This window comes from uncultured Microscilla sp., assembly GCF_947493425.1.
GTDB lineage: Bacteria > Bacteroidota > Bacteroidia > Cytophagales > Microscillaceae > Microscilla.
Genome location: NZ_CANLRP010000179.1, coordinates 1 through 17,060, shown reverse-complemented (window position 1 = coordinate 17,060; position 17,060 = coordinate 1). Strand labels below are relative to the sequence as shown.

Annotated in this window: 9 protein-coding genes; 3 read left to right on the top strand and 6 right to left on the bottom strand. The window is 40.9% G+C overall.

From position 1 onward, the window contains the following. Nucleotides 1-117 precede the first annotated feature (117 nt). The gene (locus Q0954_RS28045; protein WP_299463189.1) at nucleotides 118-1,251 is read left to right on the top strand and encodes a hypothetical protein; all 1,134 of its coding nucleotides are present in this window, start codon (nucleotides 118-120) and stop codon (nucleotides 1,249-1,251) included. 330 nt (nucleotides 1,252-1,581) lie between these two features. On the opposite strand, the gene Q0954_RS28040 is transcribed toward Q0954_RS28045, so the two are convergent. The 5 genes from Q0954_RS28040 to Q0954_RS28020 all read right to left on the bottom strand — a co-directional run bounded on the left by Q0954_RS28040 (nucleotide 1,582) and on the right by Q0954_RS28020 (nucleotide 13,027). Continuing rightward, nucleotides 1,582-3,090, bottom strand: coding sequence for a 2-isopropylmalate synthase (locus Q0954_RS28040; protein WP_299463187.1), 1,509 nt, complete (start codon nucleotides 3,088-3,090; stop codon nucleotides 1,582-1,584). Nucleotides 3,091-3,407: 317 nt separating this feature from the next. Next, on the bottom strand, nucleotides 3,408-4,514 hold the full coding sequence (gene leuB, locus Q0954_RS28035) for a 3-isopropylmalate dehydrogenase (protein ID WP_299463184.1): 1,107 nt from the start codon (nucleotides 4,512-4,514) through the stop codon (nucleotides 3,408-3,410). A gap of 91 nt (nucleotides 4,515-4,605) precedes the next feature. Beyond that, nucleotides 4,606-5,208: a 3-isopropylmalate dehydratase small subunit gene (leuD, locus tag Q0954_RS28030; RefSeq protein WP_299463181.1), complete on the bottom strand. Its 603-nt coding sequence runs from the start codon at nucleotides 5,206-5,208 to the stop codon at nucleotides 4,606-4,608. A 139-nt stretch (nucleotides 5,209-5,347) separates the two neighbouring features. Then, nucleotides 5,348-6,757: a 3-isopropylmalate dehydratase large subunit gene (leuC, locus tag Q0954_RS28025; RefSeq protein WP_299463178.1), complete on the bottom strand. Its 1,410-nt coding sequence runs from the start codon at nucleotides 6,755-6,757 to the stop codon at nucleotides 5,348-5,350. A 561-nt stretch (nucleotides 6,758-7,318) separates the two neighbouring features. After that, a complete protein-coding gene (locus Q0954_RS28020; protein WP_299463175.1) occupies nucleotides 7,319-13,027 on the bottom strand; it encodes an IPT/TIG domain-containing protein in 5,709 nt (1,902 codons plus the stop codon). A 485-nt stretch (nucleotides 13,028-13,512) separates the two neighbouring features. On the opposite strand from Q0954_RS28020, the gene Q0954_RS28015 reads away from it, so the two are divergent. Next, nucleotides 13,513-14,280 carry an NRDE family protein gene (locus Q0954_RS28015; protein WP_299463171.1) on the top strand — a complete coding sequence of 256 codons (768 nt, stop codon included), beginning with the start codon at nucleotides 13,513-13,515 and terminating at the stop codon, nucleotides 14,278-14,280. Between the two features lie 86 nt (nucleotides 14,281-14,366). Then, nucleotides 14,367-14,825: a hypothetical protein gene (locus Q0954_RS28010; RefSeq protein ID WP_299463168.1), complete on the top strand. Its 459-nt coding sequence runs from the start codon at nucleotides 14,367-14,369 to the stop codon at nucleotides 14,823-14,825. 104 nt (nucleotides 14,826-14,929) lie between these two features. Here Q0954_RS28010 and Q0954_RS28005 read toward each other — a convergent pair whose 3' ends face one another. Further along, complete coding sequence (locus Q0954_RS28005; protein WP_299463165.1) at nucleotides 14,930-16,585, bottom strand: histidine ammonia-lyase; 1,656 nt, start codon at nucleotides 16,583-16,585, stop codon at nucleotides 14,930-14,932. Between the last annotated feature and the right edge of the window lie 475 nt (nucleotides 16,586-17,060).

The window sequence follows — 17,060 nt, the reverse complement described above, 5'->3', positions numbered from 1 at the left end:
TAATAGATTTTTTCGCAATACTAAAGTTCTGCACTGAAAGTGCAGGGTTTTAAACCCATTACTGAGACCAATAAAAACATTGATTTAAACAGAAGTATAATCATCAATACAGAAACTATGAATATACTAAAGCAATGGTTACCTATTTTCAAGAGGTATATCAGAATAGAAGCTTTTAGCAATGCATTTGTTTATAATTTACTTGCTCTTAATACCTTCATACAACAAATATCAAAAAACTACCTTTTTGATAATAAAAAATACTTTGAATACTTTCACCCTCAAGGACAAGATAAACGGGCATTGCAAGAGTATCGCATAGACAAAGAAAAGGAGTTGAAAAATATCATGGACGAAACCTCAATGACGATATATACTAGTCGACATGGTATTGTTCACCATAAGATTGTTGAGATTGAACATCACCCCCAAGATGAATATGATATTATTGCTAAAACTATAGTTGAAGCTGTTACTCTAGTTAGATTTGGTGACTTGGGACTTCATTTGCTGCTTACAAAAGGCATTGAAGAATATAGAAAGTGGAAAATTAATACACCGATAAGCCAAAGAATCAATGATTATTGGAGTTCTATGGCATTTGAAGGATTTGAGTGGGATATTAGGATAACGTTTCAAGATAGTTTTACTCCTGCCAACGAGGTTTTATATTCTTTGTGGACATTTGTAGAAGCGCTCAGCCAAATAGAAGATGTAAGTCTCTATATTCAAGACTGGGGAAAGGGTAGCTTTTGGGCACAGATTAAAGCTATTTTTAAAAGTGAGGCTGCAAAAGAAGAGGTAAAACAAATTCTAGAGAATGTCAAAGATGGCATAATGGCTGAAAAAGTTCAAAAGCCAATTGAGGAGGTAAATAAAATAAAAGCCCAGACAGAAAAATTAAATAAAGAAAGTGACATTATAGAGACGAAAGAAGAAAGAAAAGAGAGCCGAGATTTAGATATGGACATAAAAAGGCTTGAGAGGGATGGCAAAGCATTAGAGAATAAACATAAAGAAGCCGATTTAATGGATAAAAAGTTAGATTTACTCAAAAAAATTTCAGCATTTGCAAAAGAAGGTTTAACAAATGACAGTGACCTTCAAATGATGATTAATGATGTTTTATTTATAGGAAGGGAGGATGGAAAGTACCTAAATAATGTGGGAAGTATGGACGATATAGAAAAAAATGAGTTGAAAATCTATCGTAAGAAACAAAAAGGTGATGAAACTACAGGAATAGAATAAAAATAGTTATATGTAATGGTTCAAACTTTTTCTGACAGCAGGAATGCTCCTCACTGGTTCAAGCTTAGTATTAACCTATTATTGAGATTGCGCCAGCAAAACCACCGCCGTTGGCGCACGTCGTCCCCGCGTGTGCCGTTGTAGAAAGTTCAAGCTAAATATTTTGAAATAGGAAACCAATCAGTTGAATTTGCTTGGCTAGGCACTCCATTGGCTAACGGAGCGTTATCTATGATTGAAGCAAGTTTAAATTGAGATTTATGTAGTGTACTTTTTCCAAAAAAAAGCGCAAACGAAAAACGCTTGCGCCTCATTTCATCTTCAAGTTTACTACGCCTCTACCTTCACAGGTACCTTATTAAACGCATCTATGTACGCATTGACTGCGGCAAGTACAATATCGCTGTGGGCAGCAAAACCATAATATACCAAGCTATCACGCCCAAGTTGCACGTGCACTTTACCAAGATCATCGCTGCCACTGGTAATGGTCTGTATCAATATTTCTTTGAGTGCTACGCGTTGACCTACTATAGTATGCAAAGCGTTTACTGCGGCATCTATAGGACCGTTGCCTTCGGCTGTACCTTTTTTCAATTCTCCTTGATAAATTACTTCAATGGTAGCACTTGGGGTAGTAGTACCACAAGTTACGTTTAAAGACTTAAGCGTTACTTGGCTATCTGCCAGCGTGGCATCACCTGCCAAAGTAAGTAAGTCTTCATCCCTGATTTCTCTTTGCTCGTCTGCCATCACCAAAAAGCGTTGGTAGATTTCGTCCAGTTTTTCGCCCTCATACTGGTGCCCCAATAGCTCCAAGCGGTGCTTCAAGGCAGCACGTCCACTACGGGCGGTAAGCACAATAGACGAACTAGCCACCCCTACATCGGCAGGATCGATAATTTCGTAGTTTTCGCGGCTTTTAAGCACCCCATCCTGATGGATTCCTGAGGAGTGGGCAAAAGCATTGCGCCCTACTATAGCCTTGTTGGGCTGTACAGGCATACGCATCAAACGCGAAATGAGTCCACTGGTTGAGTTCAACTCTTGAGTTTTTATCTCGGTTTCAAGGTGGAGGTCGTTGTGGGTTTTCATAATCATGACTACCTCTTCGAGCGAGGTGTTTCCGGCACGCTCCCCTACCCCATTAATGGTGCATTCTATTTGGCGGGCTCCCTGAATGACCCCGGCAATAGAGTTAGCAGTTGCCATGCCTAAATCGTTATGGCAATGTACCGATATGATTGCCTTGTCAATATTTTTGACATTGTCTACCAAATATTTAATCTTAGCGCCATACTCTTCGGGCAGGCAATACCCGGTAGTATCTGGAATGTTGACTACGGTAGCACCTGCCGCAATGACACCTTCGAGCATGCGGGCTAAAAACTCCAAATCAGCACGTCCGGCGTCTTCAGCGTAAAACTCAATGTCTTCGACATATTTTTTGGCAAACTTTACTGCAGCTATGCCTCGCTCCATGATGTCTTCGCGGGTACTGCGAAACTTGTGTTTGATGTGGTAGTCAGATGCTCCAATACCTGTATGAATGCGTTTGCGTTTGGCGTATTTCAATGAATCAACCGCTACCTCAATGTCTTTCTGGTTGGCACGGGTCAAGGCACAAATCACGGGATTGCTTACTGCCTTGGATATTTCTATGACGGATTGAAAATCGCCGGGGCTGGAAATTGGGAAACCAGCTTCTATGACATCTACCCCTAGTTTTTCGAGGGTTTTTGCTACTATAATTTTTTCAGATGTTTGTAATTGACAACCAGGCACTTGTTCGCCGTCTCTAAGGGTTGTATCAAATATATATACTCTATTATCAGACATTATTTTCTTGTATTTGTTTAGTTAATTTAGTTGAAGTTGATAGTCGGAAGTTGGTATTACCTGCAATGCTTTGTTTTTTTTTGACATTTATAAAACTAGTTGGTGAAGATTGTCACCAAACAAATTCTCATATTTGCAAAAACAAGCACAAATGTTGCCTCCACTTTTAACTACGCTTTTTGTAAGCAACTGAAAATCAACGTGATAAAAAAAGTGTAGCTACTTAGGGAACAAGGTATACCTAGAACCTTGCACCTAGTCCCTAGTGGAGGCTATGCCGACATCCCGTTTACGGGGAACCTTGTCAGGGCTACGGACTATTGACTACTGACTACCGACTTATTTTTCAATAACACTTCTTTTACTTTCTCGCTCATTTGTTCAGTATTCAACTGCTTTTCTGGCGTCAAACCTTCTTCAGCAATGTCTACCGTACGGTAGCCCTGGCGCAGCACATCGGCAATGGCTTGCTCTACCTGGCGAGCTTCGTTGGGCATGCCCAAGGATAAATCGAGCATGAGTGCCACTGATAAAATAGCTGCCAATGGGTTGGCAATACCTTTTCCGGCAATATCGGGCGCTGACCCGTGAATGGGTTCGTATACGCTGGTTTGTTCACCCATAGAGGCAGAAGCAAGCATTCCCATCGATCCGGCAATTTGCGAGGCTTCATCGGTCAATATATCGCCAAACATATTTCCGGTAAGCACTACATCAAACTGACGCGGGTCACGGATCAACTGCATAGAAGCATTGTCAACAAACATGTGGGTAAAGGTTACTTCTGGGTAGTCTTTGGCAACCTCGGTCACCACTTCGCGCCACAAACGAGAGGTTTCCAATACATTGGCTTTGTCTACAGAGCATACTTTTTTGTTGCGTTGGCTGGCGGCTTTAAATGCCTTTATGGCAATGCGTCTTACCTCCTCTTTGGTGTAAGCCAAGGTATCAATTGCTGAGTTTCCATCTGCCGAACGTTCACGGGGTGTACCAAAGTAAATACCGCTGGTCAATTCTCTGAAAAACAAGATATCTACTCCCTGCAATATTTCAGGCTTGATGCTTGAACTATGCAACAACTCGTCAAATAATTTGATGGGGCGAATGTTGGCAAACAACTCCAGCGATTTTCTTAGCTTTAACAAACCTTGTTCGGGGCGTACTTTAGCACCTGGATTGTTGTCGTACATAGGGTGTCCCACTGCCCCTAATAAAATAGCATCGGCTTGTTGACACTTGTCAAGGGTGGCTTGGGGCAAAGGCTCTCCAGTGGCTTCTATAGCCGAGTGCCCAATCAAGGCGTCTTCAAACTCAAATTTTTGTCCACTGATAGTGCCTATTACTTCAAGCACCTCGCGGGCACATTTGGTTACTTCGGGTCCTATGCCATCTCCGGCAAGTACCACAATTTTTTTATGCGTCATAATGTCAATACTTAGGAAACGCTAAAACACACTAGCAAGCAAATACAGGTCATATACAATGCACTTGTAACTAGTCGCTAGCAGCTTGTAGCTACTTTGTTTTTTCGTAGGTTTCTACTTGGGTTTGCAGGCTTAACAAATAGTCTATATCATCGTAACCTTTTTGCAAACACATTTTTTTATATTCATTTATTTCAAAAACTTCGGTCAGTGTTTCACCCGTTTGCTTATTGGTCACTGCCACAGTTTGTGTCTCTAAATCTATGGCTATAGGGGTAGCAGCGTCTTGCTCCATCAGGTCAAACAACCTGGCCAAAAAAGCATCGGACACTTGCACAGGTAACACCCCATTGTTCAAGGCATTGCCTTTGAAGATATCGGCAAAAAAGCTGGAAACGACTGCCTTGAAACCATAGTCTTTGATAGCCCAGGCAGCGTGCTCACGGCTAGAGCCACAACCAAAGTTTTTGCCTCCAACCAATACCTGACCATCGTTGCCAGGTTGGTTTAATACAAAGTCAGGTTTGGGATTGCCCTCATTGTCATAACGCCAATCATAAAACAAGTTTTCACCAAAACCTTCACGGCTGATAGCTTTGAGAAAACGTGCCGGAATAATTTGATCTGTATCTACATTTTCTACCTTTACAGGCACTCCAGTCGTTTGCAACAACCCAAATGATGAATCTTTCATAATTTTTTGGTTTTAAAATAGTCGCAAGCAGTTAGCTTCAAGCAACCAGTAGTTGTAAGTGGCTAAATGCTTAATTGATTTAATGTTCGGATGTAATAGGCAACCGTTCACGATTTGCTGCCTATAGTAGAACTAACCTCTATAAATAAGCCCTTACATCTACTACTTTGCCGTTGATGGCGGCTGCAGCGGCCATCAACGGGCTTGCCAAAAAGGTACGCGATCCGGGTCCCTGTCGTCCTTCAAAGTTTCGGTTCGAGGTAGACACACAATATTTACCCGCAGGCACTTTGTCTTCGTTCATTGCCAAACAAGCCGAACAACCTGGTTCACGCAGTTTAAAACCTGCTTCGCTAAACACCATGTCTAACCTTTCTTTTTGCGCTTGACGCAACACTGCTTGCGAGCCAGGCACAATCCATACTTCTACATCGGCAGATTTTTGTTTGCCTTTGACAAAGTCTGCCACCAGACGCAAATCCTCGATACGGGCGTTGGTGCAGCTTCCTATAAATACATAATCTATTTTTTTGCCGAGCAACGATTGCCCGGTATTTAGATTCATATATTCAAGGGATTTTTTAAAGGAGGTTTTTTCTGTTTCTTTGAGGTGAGAGAGTTCAGGTACGTGTTGGCTAATACCAATGCCCATTCCAGGGTTGGTGCCGTAGGTAATCATTGGTTCAATATCGGCAGCATCAAACTCATAGACCGTGTCAAACACCGCCTCTTTATCAGAATAAAGTGTTTTCCAATCTGCTATTGCTTTGTCCCATTGTTCGCCCTGTGGCGCATGTGGTCTGCCTTTCATATAGTCAAAGGTTACCTCATCCGGGGCAATCATTCCACCACGAGCCCCCATTTCAATGCTCATGTTGCACACAGTCATTCGCCCTTCCATTGACAAAGATTGAATGGCTGTACCAGCATATTCTACAAAGTGCCCAGTACCTCCATCTGTACCTAGTTTGGCAATCACATACAAAATCACATCTTTTGCAGTTACTCCTTTATTGAGTGTTCCATCTACTTTGATCAACATTGTCTTGGGGCGGTACTGCAACAAGGTTTGCGTAGCAAGTACTTGCTCTACCTGACTGGTACCTATGCCAAAAGCTATAGTACCAAAAGCACCATGGGTAGAAGTATGACTATCGCCACAAACAATGGTTTGCCCTGGTTGGGTGATGCCCAATTCGGGGCCAATCACATGAACAATGCCTTGTTTTTCGTGCCCCAAACCGTACAACTCTACCCCAAACTCTTCACAGTTTTTGGTGAGGGTTTCTACTTGTTTGCGCGAAAGCGCTTCTTTGATAGGCAAATGTTGATCTACAGTAGGCACGTTATGGTCAGCAGTAGCAATGGTTTGTTTGGGTCTAAAAACTCCAATATTGCGTTGCCTGAGACCAGTAAATGCCTGAGGGCTGGTAACCTCATGGATAAAGTGACGGTCTATGTACAATACCGCCGGAAACCCTTCTTGTTGTTGCACAACATGACGTTTCCATATCTTATCAAATAATGTTTGAGATGGTGTTTGTTCCATACCTCTTCATAATTATGATGAATGTTTCAAAATGTGTTGCCATATTACATAGCAGCAAACAATTAGCAATAAGTAACTCACTCTGTCTTGATACTTATTCACTGTCTTGCATTAATATCAATAATTCAATTATCAGACAAAAAAAAACACCCCTAAGCTTTTTAGAGGTGTTGTTGTAATGTCGTTGTTTTGACAATTAGATATAAGCATATCACCCCTACTACCAATTATAGAGAATCAGCAGCAGGTTAAGAATTGATAATAGTATGCTTATTTCTTTTGTCATGTACAGCAAACATAAAGATTATATATTTCAGGCAAAACATTGATTCAAATAGTTTGAATGATTGCATGTTAAATATTAACAAATATAATTATTTAAATTCAATATATAACTATAAAGCTGTATATCAATTTTCAAGCTCTTAAGCAAAAAAGCCGAATACAAAACGTATTCGGCTTTTTTGGTCAAATTAGTATCAGTTAAAAGTCAGGAGTCCTTAGTCAGTAGCCCTGATTAAAAGCAATAAACGACAAGTAAAAGTCGCGCTTTGTACCTTTTTACTGCTTCATATATTTAATGGCAGCATTGGCTTTACCTGTCGAGATACGTAAGGTATATACCCCTTGTCGCAACTCAGATAAGTTTACAGGATATTTGCCTTGTTGCCCTGCTAAATTCAGTACTTTCACGAGGCGTCCTTTGGCGTCTATCACCTCTAATTTGATGGTAGCCTGTTGAGCTTGTCCAATTTCAATATTGAACTTACCATGGTTAGGGTTAGGCGTAATTTTTAGCCTTTGTGCCAATAACACACTTTGTACACTTAATACTTCGGCGTCAAACGTGACTACATTAGAATAAGCCGAAGTACCTGCACTATTTACTGCGGCAACACGGTAATGATGTTTAGACGATAGGTTCTTCACATCTTCGCTATACTCTGTGATGCCAGCCGATACTTCACCCACTTTTACAAATTTGTCAAGGGCATCGGGTGCCGAACGTTCAATATAAAAAGCAGTTTCATTGTCAGAGTTGTCGCTCCAGGTAAGGTGTACCATTCCATTTACCAGTTTCAATGCCAGCTTATCAGGAGCAATGGGTGTATCTGGAATCACCGTAAAATCAAACGCACTGGTAACAGACTGCCCTGCCACTGTTACAGTGATAGGTCCGGTAATGGCACCTTCAGGTACTGTTACCTTAATCTGGGTGCTGTTTACTGACGCTATGGTAGCCGCTACACCTCTCGCAAACTTCACGTTCACATACGCCGACTTGTCAGGAAAATTCTTCCCATTGATACTCACTTGTTGCCCTACTTTGCCTCTAGCAGGATCAAAAGATGTTATTTCAGGTTTTTCCAGTATAACAATGCTATAATCTTCAGTTTCACCAAAATTGTATGGTCCACAAGCTTGTACCTGATCAGCAGAAGCAACCTCGCCTAAAACTACTCTTAACCTGGTTCTTCCTAACAAGGCATTGGTGGGCACCGTAACCGTTGACTCAAATACACCAGGTTCTCTTATTGCCACAGCATTTCCACCCAAAAATTCATTTGCATCACTAAAATCTCCATCCTGGTTCCAGTCAACATATACTTTTACAAACTTAGTATAATCACCATTACAACTTCCGGCTTTTACACTGAAGGGGTAAGTAGTTCCCGTAATTACATGGGTTGAAATATTGGTAAAATCGCTGTAATCTGAACACACACCTGCACCGTCGGTCGTATGATTGATTTCATTCAGTGTAAAGTTATCTATTCTAGAGTCATCGGTTGATGCAGCCTTTGATGCACAATACACAATAAAATCACTGGCAGACTCTACACTTTGCCCTCCGGCATTTACTACCTTTATTTTACCACTGGTAGCATTGGTAGGTACTTTCACCATCAATTTTGTAGCAGTGGCAGACTCTATAGTAGCTACCAAACCATTGAAGTACACTTGGTTATTATCTTTAGGTACACTAAAATTAGTTCCTTCTATACTGATGCTTTGCCCAATTACACCAGCCATTGGGCTAATACTGGTAATGGTAGGCACAAGTCCTGAAGCCACGACAGTAAAATCGTCCTTGCTAATGGTAGGTAACCCGTTAACGACTATTCTAATTTTTCCAGTAGTGGCTGTATTGGGCACAGTGGTAACAATTTGAGTAGCAGTAGATGAAGTCACTATGGCTTTGATGCCATTAAACTCTACTACATTCTCGTCTTTTACAGCACTAAAATTTTTACCTGTAATGGTTACTACATCGCCTACCTTTCCACTGGCAGGAGTAAAACTTGTAATGCCTGGTCCTGAAAGTAGTTGTAAATGATCGATACTGATATCGCTCATGAAACCACCCCCAGTAATGCCTACAAAACGTAAAGCAAAGGGCGTGTTTTTATACGATTCCAGGCTCACCCCATCACTTATCCAGGTATCGCCCTGGTCTCCACTTTTGGTCCAAAGAGTAGTCCAGTTCTCTCCATCCGAAGAAATCTCAAGCGAAAGGCTTCCCATATTGCCTCCATACATGTGGTACTTAAAGCTAAATAAAGGGTCATCTACGGTTTTGGCATTAAATAGTGCACTTGTCAAAATAGCCTTCTTGTTAAAGTTACCCGTAGCTTCAGTATACACATAAAAACTACCATCAGCAGCGGCAGTTGGTCCGGTGTTATCTGAAGGGGTTTTGCCGTTTTTACGTAGCCACTCCATATCATCATCTTCTGCTTGTATCCATTTACCCAAACCTGCCTCGAAACTTTCAGCATAAGGAAAAGTAGTAATAGGGGCTATTACGTTCAGGTCTTTGGCAGAAGTAACTGTTTTGCCATTTACTGTAATGGAGATTTTACCCGTGGTAGCATTCAAAGGCACTTTTACCTTCAATGTAGTAGCTGTAGCTGCTGTTACTATACCAGCCACTCCGTTAAACTTCACTTCGTTGTTGGCGGCTGTAGCATCAAAGTTTGCTCCCAAAATATTTACACTACTAAAGCCCCCAATCACGGTTTGAGGGGCAAAGTCAAAAATCAAAGGAGTACCAGCTTCTGTCACAATCACTCCATCAATCGCCATGTCACTGGTAGAACCACCTCCAGTGGCACCTACAAACCTAAACTTGGTAGTAGCACTTTTGTGGGTAGTTACATCTACCACAGCAATTGCCCAGGCATCACTTTGACTCCCGGTTTTTGTCCATACCGATTGCCAATTGGCACCATCAGTGCTGGCTTCCAAACTCAAAGTTCCCATTTTATCACCAAACATGTGGTAAGCAAATAATACTTCTGGATTGGTCAAACTGGTTAGGTCAAAGGTTGGGCTAGTAAAGAGCGCCGTTTTATTTTTGTTCAATGGTTGTTCATCAAACGTGTCATGGCTAAACTGATCTATCTCAGTATACAAGAAAAAGTCTCCACTAAATGCTTTTGCTGGTCCGGTTTGGTCAGTAGGTGTAGACTTATTTACCAATGACCAGTCGAAACCATCAGTAGTGGGTTGTATCCAGTCTGATACGCCATTTTCAAAGCTCTCTGAGTGAGGGTAAGTACTTATCACAGGTACCACTGTAAAGTCGTTGGCACTAGTGGCAGTTTTTGCATTTACCTCTACAGTTATTTTTCCAGTAGTTGCTCCTGTGGGCACTGTTACGGTCAAATTATTTACGGTAGCGGTGGTTACTGTAGCTATGGTTCCGTTAAACTTTACCACATTATCGGCAGCAGTCGCACTAAAATTGGTTCCATTAATTATTACTTCAGTACCTACTTCTCCTCTTTGTGGCGACACATTGGCAATGGTAAGATCAGTAGAAGCACCAATATACCCGCTAAACAAGCCTGTACCATGCGTACCTAAAGCCACCAAACCATCAGAGCGACGTGACTTAATCATTACTACAGGCACATTACCAATTGTGCTGGCTCCTTCCTGTACCCACTGTGTATTCATACCGTTCAAAGCATTGGTAGCATACAAGCCTACACTTGTGCCCAACAAATATATCTTAGAACCATCCGCTTTTACATGCACAGTTAGCCAACGAGTAGAAGGACCATTTCCAGTTCCATCAGGGTTTTCTTCCAGGTTTCCACTTACTGCCGTCCAGGTATCACCTGCATCAGTTGAGTAATAAACACTTTGTACACCATAGTTAGAGAAAACCACAAAAACATTGTCGCCATTGGTGGGATCAACCGCCACATTGCTTACATAAGCATCTGCTGGCAGCCCCTTGCCTGTCCAAATATCTACTTGTATTGGATCTCCCGAATCGGCATTGTCCATTCTAAATACTTTGCCATTGTTCGTACCATAATAAATACGGTGCCTAGGGTTCTCTTCAGACACATTGATGGCAGTAATAGCCCCCCCAGCAGAAGCGGTCGCCAGGTTCTCCCAGTTATTGATACTATTGGTATACAAAATGTTGGTATTGCGATATACTGTAGGCCCTACCAAATAATACATAATATTTGAATTGTTGGGATCAAGCACATAAGGCGTAACAAACAAGAAGGAGCCAAACGATTGTGGGCGTAAATACACCGCACTGGTAGGGTTTTCGGGGTCATTTCCGGTTACCCTGAACATGTGCCCGTTTTGGTTGCTAAAGAAACGAATGTCTTTGCCAGGTACAATGGCTGTATAGCCTCCATCACCAAAGAAATTCTCCTGTTTCCAGGGACTGGTACCACTAAAGCTATGGGTAGTCCATTTTCCGTTGTCTTGAAAACCTGCACTCAAGCGAGGGTCACCCGCAGTTTTGGCGTCAATGTCCATACCATATATCTGTGTAGTATAGTAGCCATTATTCAGGTAAGTCCAAACCACTGGGTGGTCTCCCCCTGTTGCAAGGTTATCAGTAGTAATACTTACACCGCCATCGTGTCCACTAATCATTTTTTTGGCATCAGAAGGAAAAAAAACCAAGCTATGGTTATCGGGGTGATGCTCAGGATAAAAGAAGTTAGTTTTGTGGTATCCACCAATCCAGGCAGTGTTGCCAGTAGTAGCAAAACCATCCGTAGAACGGTATAGATTGGTGCTTCCTATAAATACTATATTTTCGTTGTCAGGTTTTACTTTTACATACTGGTTATAGTTTTCTTGCAATAAACCACCATCAGTAGAACCATCTCCAGTAGGCAATTGGGCAGAGCGGTCTTCCCATACTCCTCCATTTTTCAGGCTTCCATCGCCATTACCTTCTCCAGCAGTATAAGTATATTTATAAAAACTGTGGCCATTGGCTGTAGTACCTGCCGCAGCAAAAAAGTATACTACATTATTATTTGAAGGTGCCACGTCCAGCACAATGCGCGCATAACTACCTGGCAAAAAACCAGGGTTAATGCTTACCCAGTTTGTACCATCCGTCGAACGATAAATTCCTTTGTTGGTACCACCACTGCTTGCAATAGTGGCATAAAATACTCCATCAGCAGTAATTGCTATATCGGTATAACCAGCTCCATCACCATCCAATACCAGGTTCCAGTTGGCTCCGCCATCAGTAGACCTCCAAATACCACTTTGTCCGTTAGAGTAACGACGGGCATTTGCTACATACACATCGCCATTGGTGGGGTGTACTTTTACATTCCAGGTAATTCTAAAAGGGTTGTCGCCTTCGTTGGCTCCAGAGGCAGTGTTGGTTAACAATACCCAGGTAAGACCATTATCGGTAGACTTGTATACCCCATTGCCTACAAAGGGTGCCGAAAATGATGCTGAAGCAGAGTTACCCGCACCTTCTCCTGCGGTATAATACCAGGTAGCAGGGTTTTGTGGGTCTTGTGCAATGGCAGTTACACTATGGTTTTGCGAAGCTCCTGTTACTTTACTCCAGCTGGCCCCTCCATTGTCTGAACGCCACATTCCTCCTGAGGCTCCTCCCGCTAAAATCACCTGCTCGTTTGCCTGATCAATGGCCAAGGCTCTGGTACGCCCCCCTACATTATGAGGTCCTCGTTGTGCCCATTTGGCACCACTAATGCCAGTAATTGAAGTAGTAAATTTTTGGTGCTGGGGTTGTAATTTTGATTTGGGTGAGTATATAAACTCAATACTTTTCTGATAAATTCTATCCGGAATTTTTCCGGTTTTGGGGTCTACAAGCATTGCTCGCTCGTATTCTACTCTTTCTTTTGCCCTGTCTTCTCTTAAATCTCGCTCTTCTTGTGCATTGACACTGTAAAAGCAAGTGGTTAACACTAACAAAGTAAGCAGGTACTTTGTACTTAAAATTTTTCTCATTCAATAACTCTCATTTAAAGAAGTTACCTTGAAACTTGATACCCTGCGTCCTTTAGTTTTTGCAATGTAATACACTACAAAAGCCAGGCAGTGGGCAAAAGCTCAGGAATTTATTTTTTGATCACCAGTAGTTTTAAATGTTTGTAAATAATGGTTAAAACAGACGATATGTATGGTTAAAAAAGCTTTTTCATTTTAAGAAAAAACCAAAAAAAACTCCCGTTGATTGCCTCAAGTCGGGATAACTTCTAAGTGTAATTAAAAAACTCAGTATTATAACTAAAATGCGAACTACGCTATATTTTAAGATAAATCCAATCATATACTCAAAATAATGCAAATTCTACTATGATTATATTTTGTTCGGTTTGAACATTTTTTTGCCCTTTTGTGTTCAACCTGTTTATAGTTACACCATATTTGCATTTGAGATAACTCTTAAAACCAGCGATTTACAGTACTCAATTATTAAATTAAAAAAAACTATGTGTCTATTGACTTTTGCCTGGAAAACCCACCCAAAATACAAATTGATATTTGCCAGCAACCGCGATGAATTTTACAAACGTAATACAGCTCCTGCCCAATTTTGGAATGAAAACAAGCAAATTTTGGCAGGCAAAGACCTGGAAGCAGGTGGTACCTGGATGGGGCTGCACAAGAATGGGCGCTTTACGGCCTTGACCAACTACCGCGACATTGACAATATAAAAGCAACTGCCCCATCGCGTGGCAGGCTTACCCTCGACTACTTACAAAGCAACGATTCACCCAAAGCTTACCTGGAAGGTATTTTCGAGAACATAGACGCCTACAATGGATTTAATCTGCTAACAGGCAACACCGAAGAGTTGTATTATTTGTCAAACTACCAACATAAAATTATCCAGTTGCAGGCAGGCATTTATGGCTTAAGCAACGCCTTGTTAGACTCTGACTGGTTTAAAGTACAACGACTTAAGAAAAAGTTTACAGAAATGGTTGACGCAGAAGAAATTGAAGAAAATGCGCTGCTCGATCTAATGTATGATCCTACCAAAGCCAACGAAACCGAGGTGCAACGTACTGGCTTACCCATTGAACGCGAAATTATGTTGTCGCCTATGTTTATCAAAAGCCCTCAATATGGAACTTGCTCTTCGGCTACTATTCTGATAGACTATGATAATAATGTGCGCTTTACCGAACGGGTATATAATGTAAGTACGGGCGAAAAAAATGACCAGCATTTTGAGTTTCAGGCAGCTCCCTAACCCAACAAAGCCCCAGTGAAATCGTTTAATGCAATAAAAATAACTTTACAAAGTTGTTTTTATATGACTTTAAAAAACAGGTGAAAATGATAAAACAAAGCAAATACCTTATTACAGGATTTTTTCTGCTAACCATCCTATTCAGTGGGTTTGCCCCAAAAAAAGACAAAACAAAACTGCTTGCCCGTCAATGGATTATGACTGGAATGGAAGTAAATGGCAAGGCTATTTCTACCAAAATGATGGAGCGCCAGCAACGCAACGGCATGGTAAGCATTCTGGAGTTTAGAAAAAACGGCCATTGTAGTGTAAAAATAAGCACTTCGCAAGGGCGCACTACCAAACGCAATGAATGGAAGTTTGAGGATGAACAAAAGAAACTCATCATTACCCACAAAACCAAAGGTGGTACTGAAACCCGACAAGAGTTTGAAATTATTAAGATTTCATCTAAAAAACTCATCCTATTACTCAAAGACCGCCGCGAAACTCAAATATTTATTTATAAGGCTTATAAGCCTAAAAAAAGACGACGCAGAAGGTAAAATAAACTAACATTGCACAAAAAAAGCCTCACAATTCTTGTGGGGCTTTTTTTGTGCAAATTCATAAAGAAGAAACCTTAAATAATTATCATTTTCAAAATGAATCACTTATAAGATTTCACAAATTCGTATGCTTTTTTAATATCTGGGCTCAGAGCCCTGTCTACTTCCATAAAAGATACCTTCTTCCTGAAAGCACTCCAGAATTTCCGGGTCACAGGTGAAAGTTTTAAACTGGCGTTTTTTTGCAAACGTAAATCAATCGCCTGAGCAGCATGCATGAGTTCCATTCCAAGAATATAGTACAGATTGTCTACTGCCTGGCGCACTCTATGTACTACTCTTGGCGCATTAGTAGCTACATCCTCTATATTTCCCGCAACAGCATACGAATTAAAAGATACTGGTATGGCTAACTCTTGATTTTGGCTATTAAGCGCCACAAAAACTTTTTGGATAGCTCCGTAAGCATGCACAGTCTTTTTAGTGCCCAAAAATCTGCTTAAATGAGTAAAATGTGGATCTGCCATTTTGATGGTGCGTTGGGTTGACGCAGAAGATGCATGGGCAAGAGCAATGGCTGCCTTTTCGAAAGAGATAACCCAAGGTAAAGGTGAAAAATTTGCAGAGGGAATTACCGCACCTTTTAACCCTTTTTCACTGGCATAATGAGAAAATTCTTCCCCACGCTTCGAGGGAGCCTCTACATCTAGCACAACTCCTGGGTTATCATCTGAGGAATTAAGTTGTATTTTCAAAATTTGAACTAACTCCTTTTGTGCCCCTTCTAAGGAGCCTAATGTATAGGCACTTGTACGATAACTCAAAGGATCTTGTAAAGCACGTTCATCCGATTTATCCCACAAATAACTCCCTTTCAATATTGTTCTGAAATCTTTTGCCATGTCATTTACCATCTTAAAAGGTCTAATGGTATTGGCATGCTTCAAAAAAGGTTCTATGTTGCCGTTGAATCCCTCCATACTTAAAGCAAAAACAAGCTTGGCAACCTGAATCGCCTGTGATAGCTCATGAAGGGTAAGTGCACCCAAAGCAGCTGAATAAGTATTGGAGCTAAAAATAGACAAGGCATCCTTTCCAAAAGGCACCAGTTTCTTGATTCCATTTTGTTTTAATGCCTCACTTGCCAATATTTTTTTTCCATTATAATGTACATATCCCTCACCAATCATTGCCTGGGCAATATGCGCATTAATAGTTATATCAGCTTCACCTACCGAACCTTTAGACGGAATAACAGGCAGGATATTCTTGTTCAAAAAATCGCGAAATAAATTAACAACTCTGGGTTGTACACCTGTTGCACCAAACAAAATAGCGTTCAACCTAGTGACCAACATTGCCCTTACTGTTTCTTGTGGCATGGGCTTGCCTGCTCCTGCCGAATGTGCCCGAATCAATCCATCATTAAACTTTTGAGAAGCCTCAATTACTTCTTTACTAAGGTTGCCTTGCGCATCAAGCATTTTCTTGTCTTTGTTTTGCCCTACTCCCACTGTAAGCCCATAAATTTTATGACCTTTTCTTGCCGCCAACATCAAAAGTTTCTGAGATTTTACCACCCGTTTTCGAGCAACAGGGCTAATTTTCACCTTCACTGCATTTTTAGCAACCTGCGTTACCTGCTTAGGTGTAAGGCTTCTGCCATCGAGCACTACTTCTTGTCCTATACCCAATGATATTTGAACAAAAATAAGTAGTGACAAACAGCAAGCTGTTCTTGTAATTTTTTTCATCATTTTGTCGTTAATTTAGTTTGTGAACTTTAGTTTAATTCTATTTTGGGCTAAAAATAATTCATCAGAAGTTCAGAGAAAAGGTTGTAAATACCTATCATAGGTTGATTACCAAAAGTCCCTAATTTAGCAGTTATTGCTCCAATCACTTTGCCCAAAAACCATGTTTTAAACAAGCTCTGAAAGGTAACACAAATAAGAGTTAGGCTTTAGGGTATAAATACTGGTAAATTAAAATCGGTTAAAAATACCTGTTTGTTGTAATATACATATATTGCAACAAACAGCAAGTTCTGGTATGCATTATTAAAGATGCTATTAGACCATAAGCCAGTAAAAAGTGTAGGGTAATAACTACACACTTTGTAAATTCTCTTAGGAACGGTGTCAAAATAAATTTACATTTTTAACCTCATCTTTTTTGGACATGCTTCGTTAAAAAAACTTGCCATAGCTATGGCTATGCCGCGTTTTTTGA

Excerpts from the sequence above, each read along its gene's own strand:
- Q0954_RS28045 (WP_299463189.1), top strand. The coding sequence starts at position 118 with ATGAATATACTAAAGCAATGGTTACCTATTTTCAAGAGGTATATCAGA.
- Q0954_RS28040 (WP_299463187.1), bottom strand. The coding sequence starts at position 3,090 with ATGTCTGATAATAGAGTATATATATTTGATACAACCCTTAGAGACGGC.
- leuB (WP_299463184.1), bottom strand. The coding sequence starts at position 4,514 with ATGACGCATAAAAAAATTGTGGTACTTGCCGGAGATGGCATAGGACCC.
- leuD (WP_299463181.1), bottom strand. The coding sequence starts at position 5,208 with ATGAAAGATTCATCATTTGGGTTGTTGCAAACGACTGGAGTGCCTGTA.
- leuC (WP_299463178.1), bottom strand. The coding sequence starts at position 6,757 with ATGGAACAAACACCATCTCAAACATTATTTGATAAGATATGGAAACGT.
- Q0954_RS28020 (WP_299463175.1), bottom strand. The coding sequence starts at position 13,027 with ATGAGAAAAATTTTAAGTACAAAGTACCTGCTTACTTTGTTAGTGTTA.
- Q0954_RS28015 (WP_299463171.1), top strand. The coding sequence starts at position 13,513 with ATGTGTCTATTGACTTTTGCCTGGAAAACCCACCCAAAATACAAATTG.
- Q0954_RS28010 (WP_299463168.1), top strand. The coding sequence starts at position 14,367 with ATGATAAAACAAAGCAAATACCTTATTACAGGATTTTTTCTGCTAACC.
- Q0954_RS28005 (WP_299463165.1), bottom strand. The coding sequence starts at position 16,585 with ATGATGAAAAAAATTACAAGAACAGCTTGCTGTTTGTCACTACTTATT.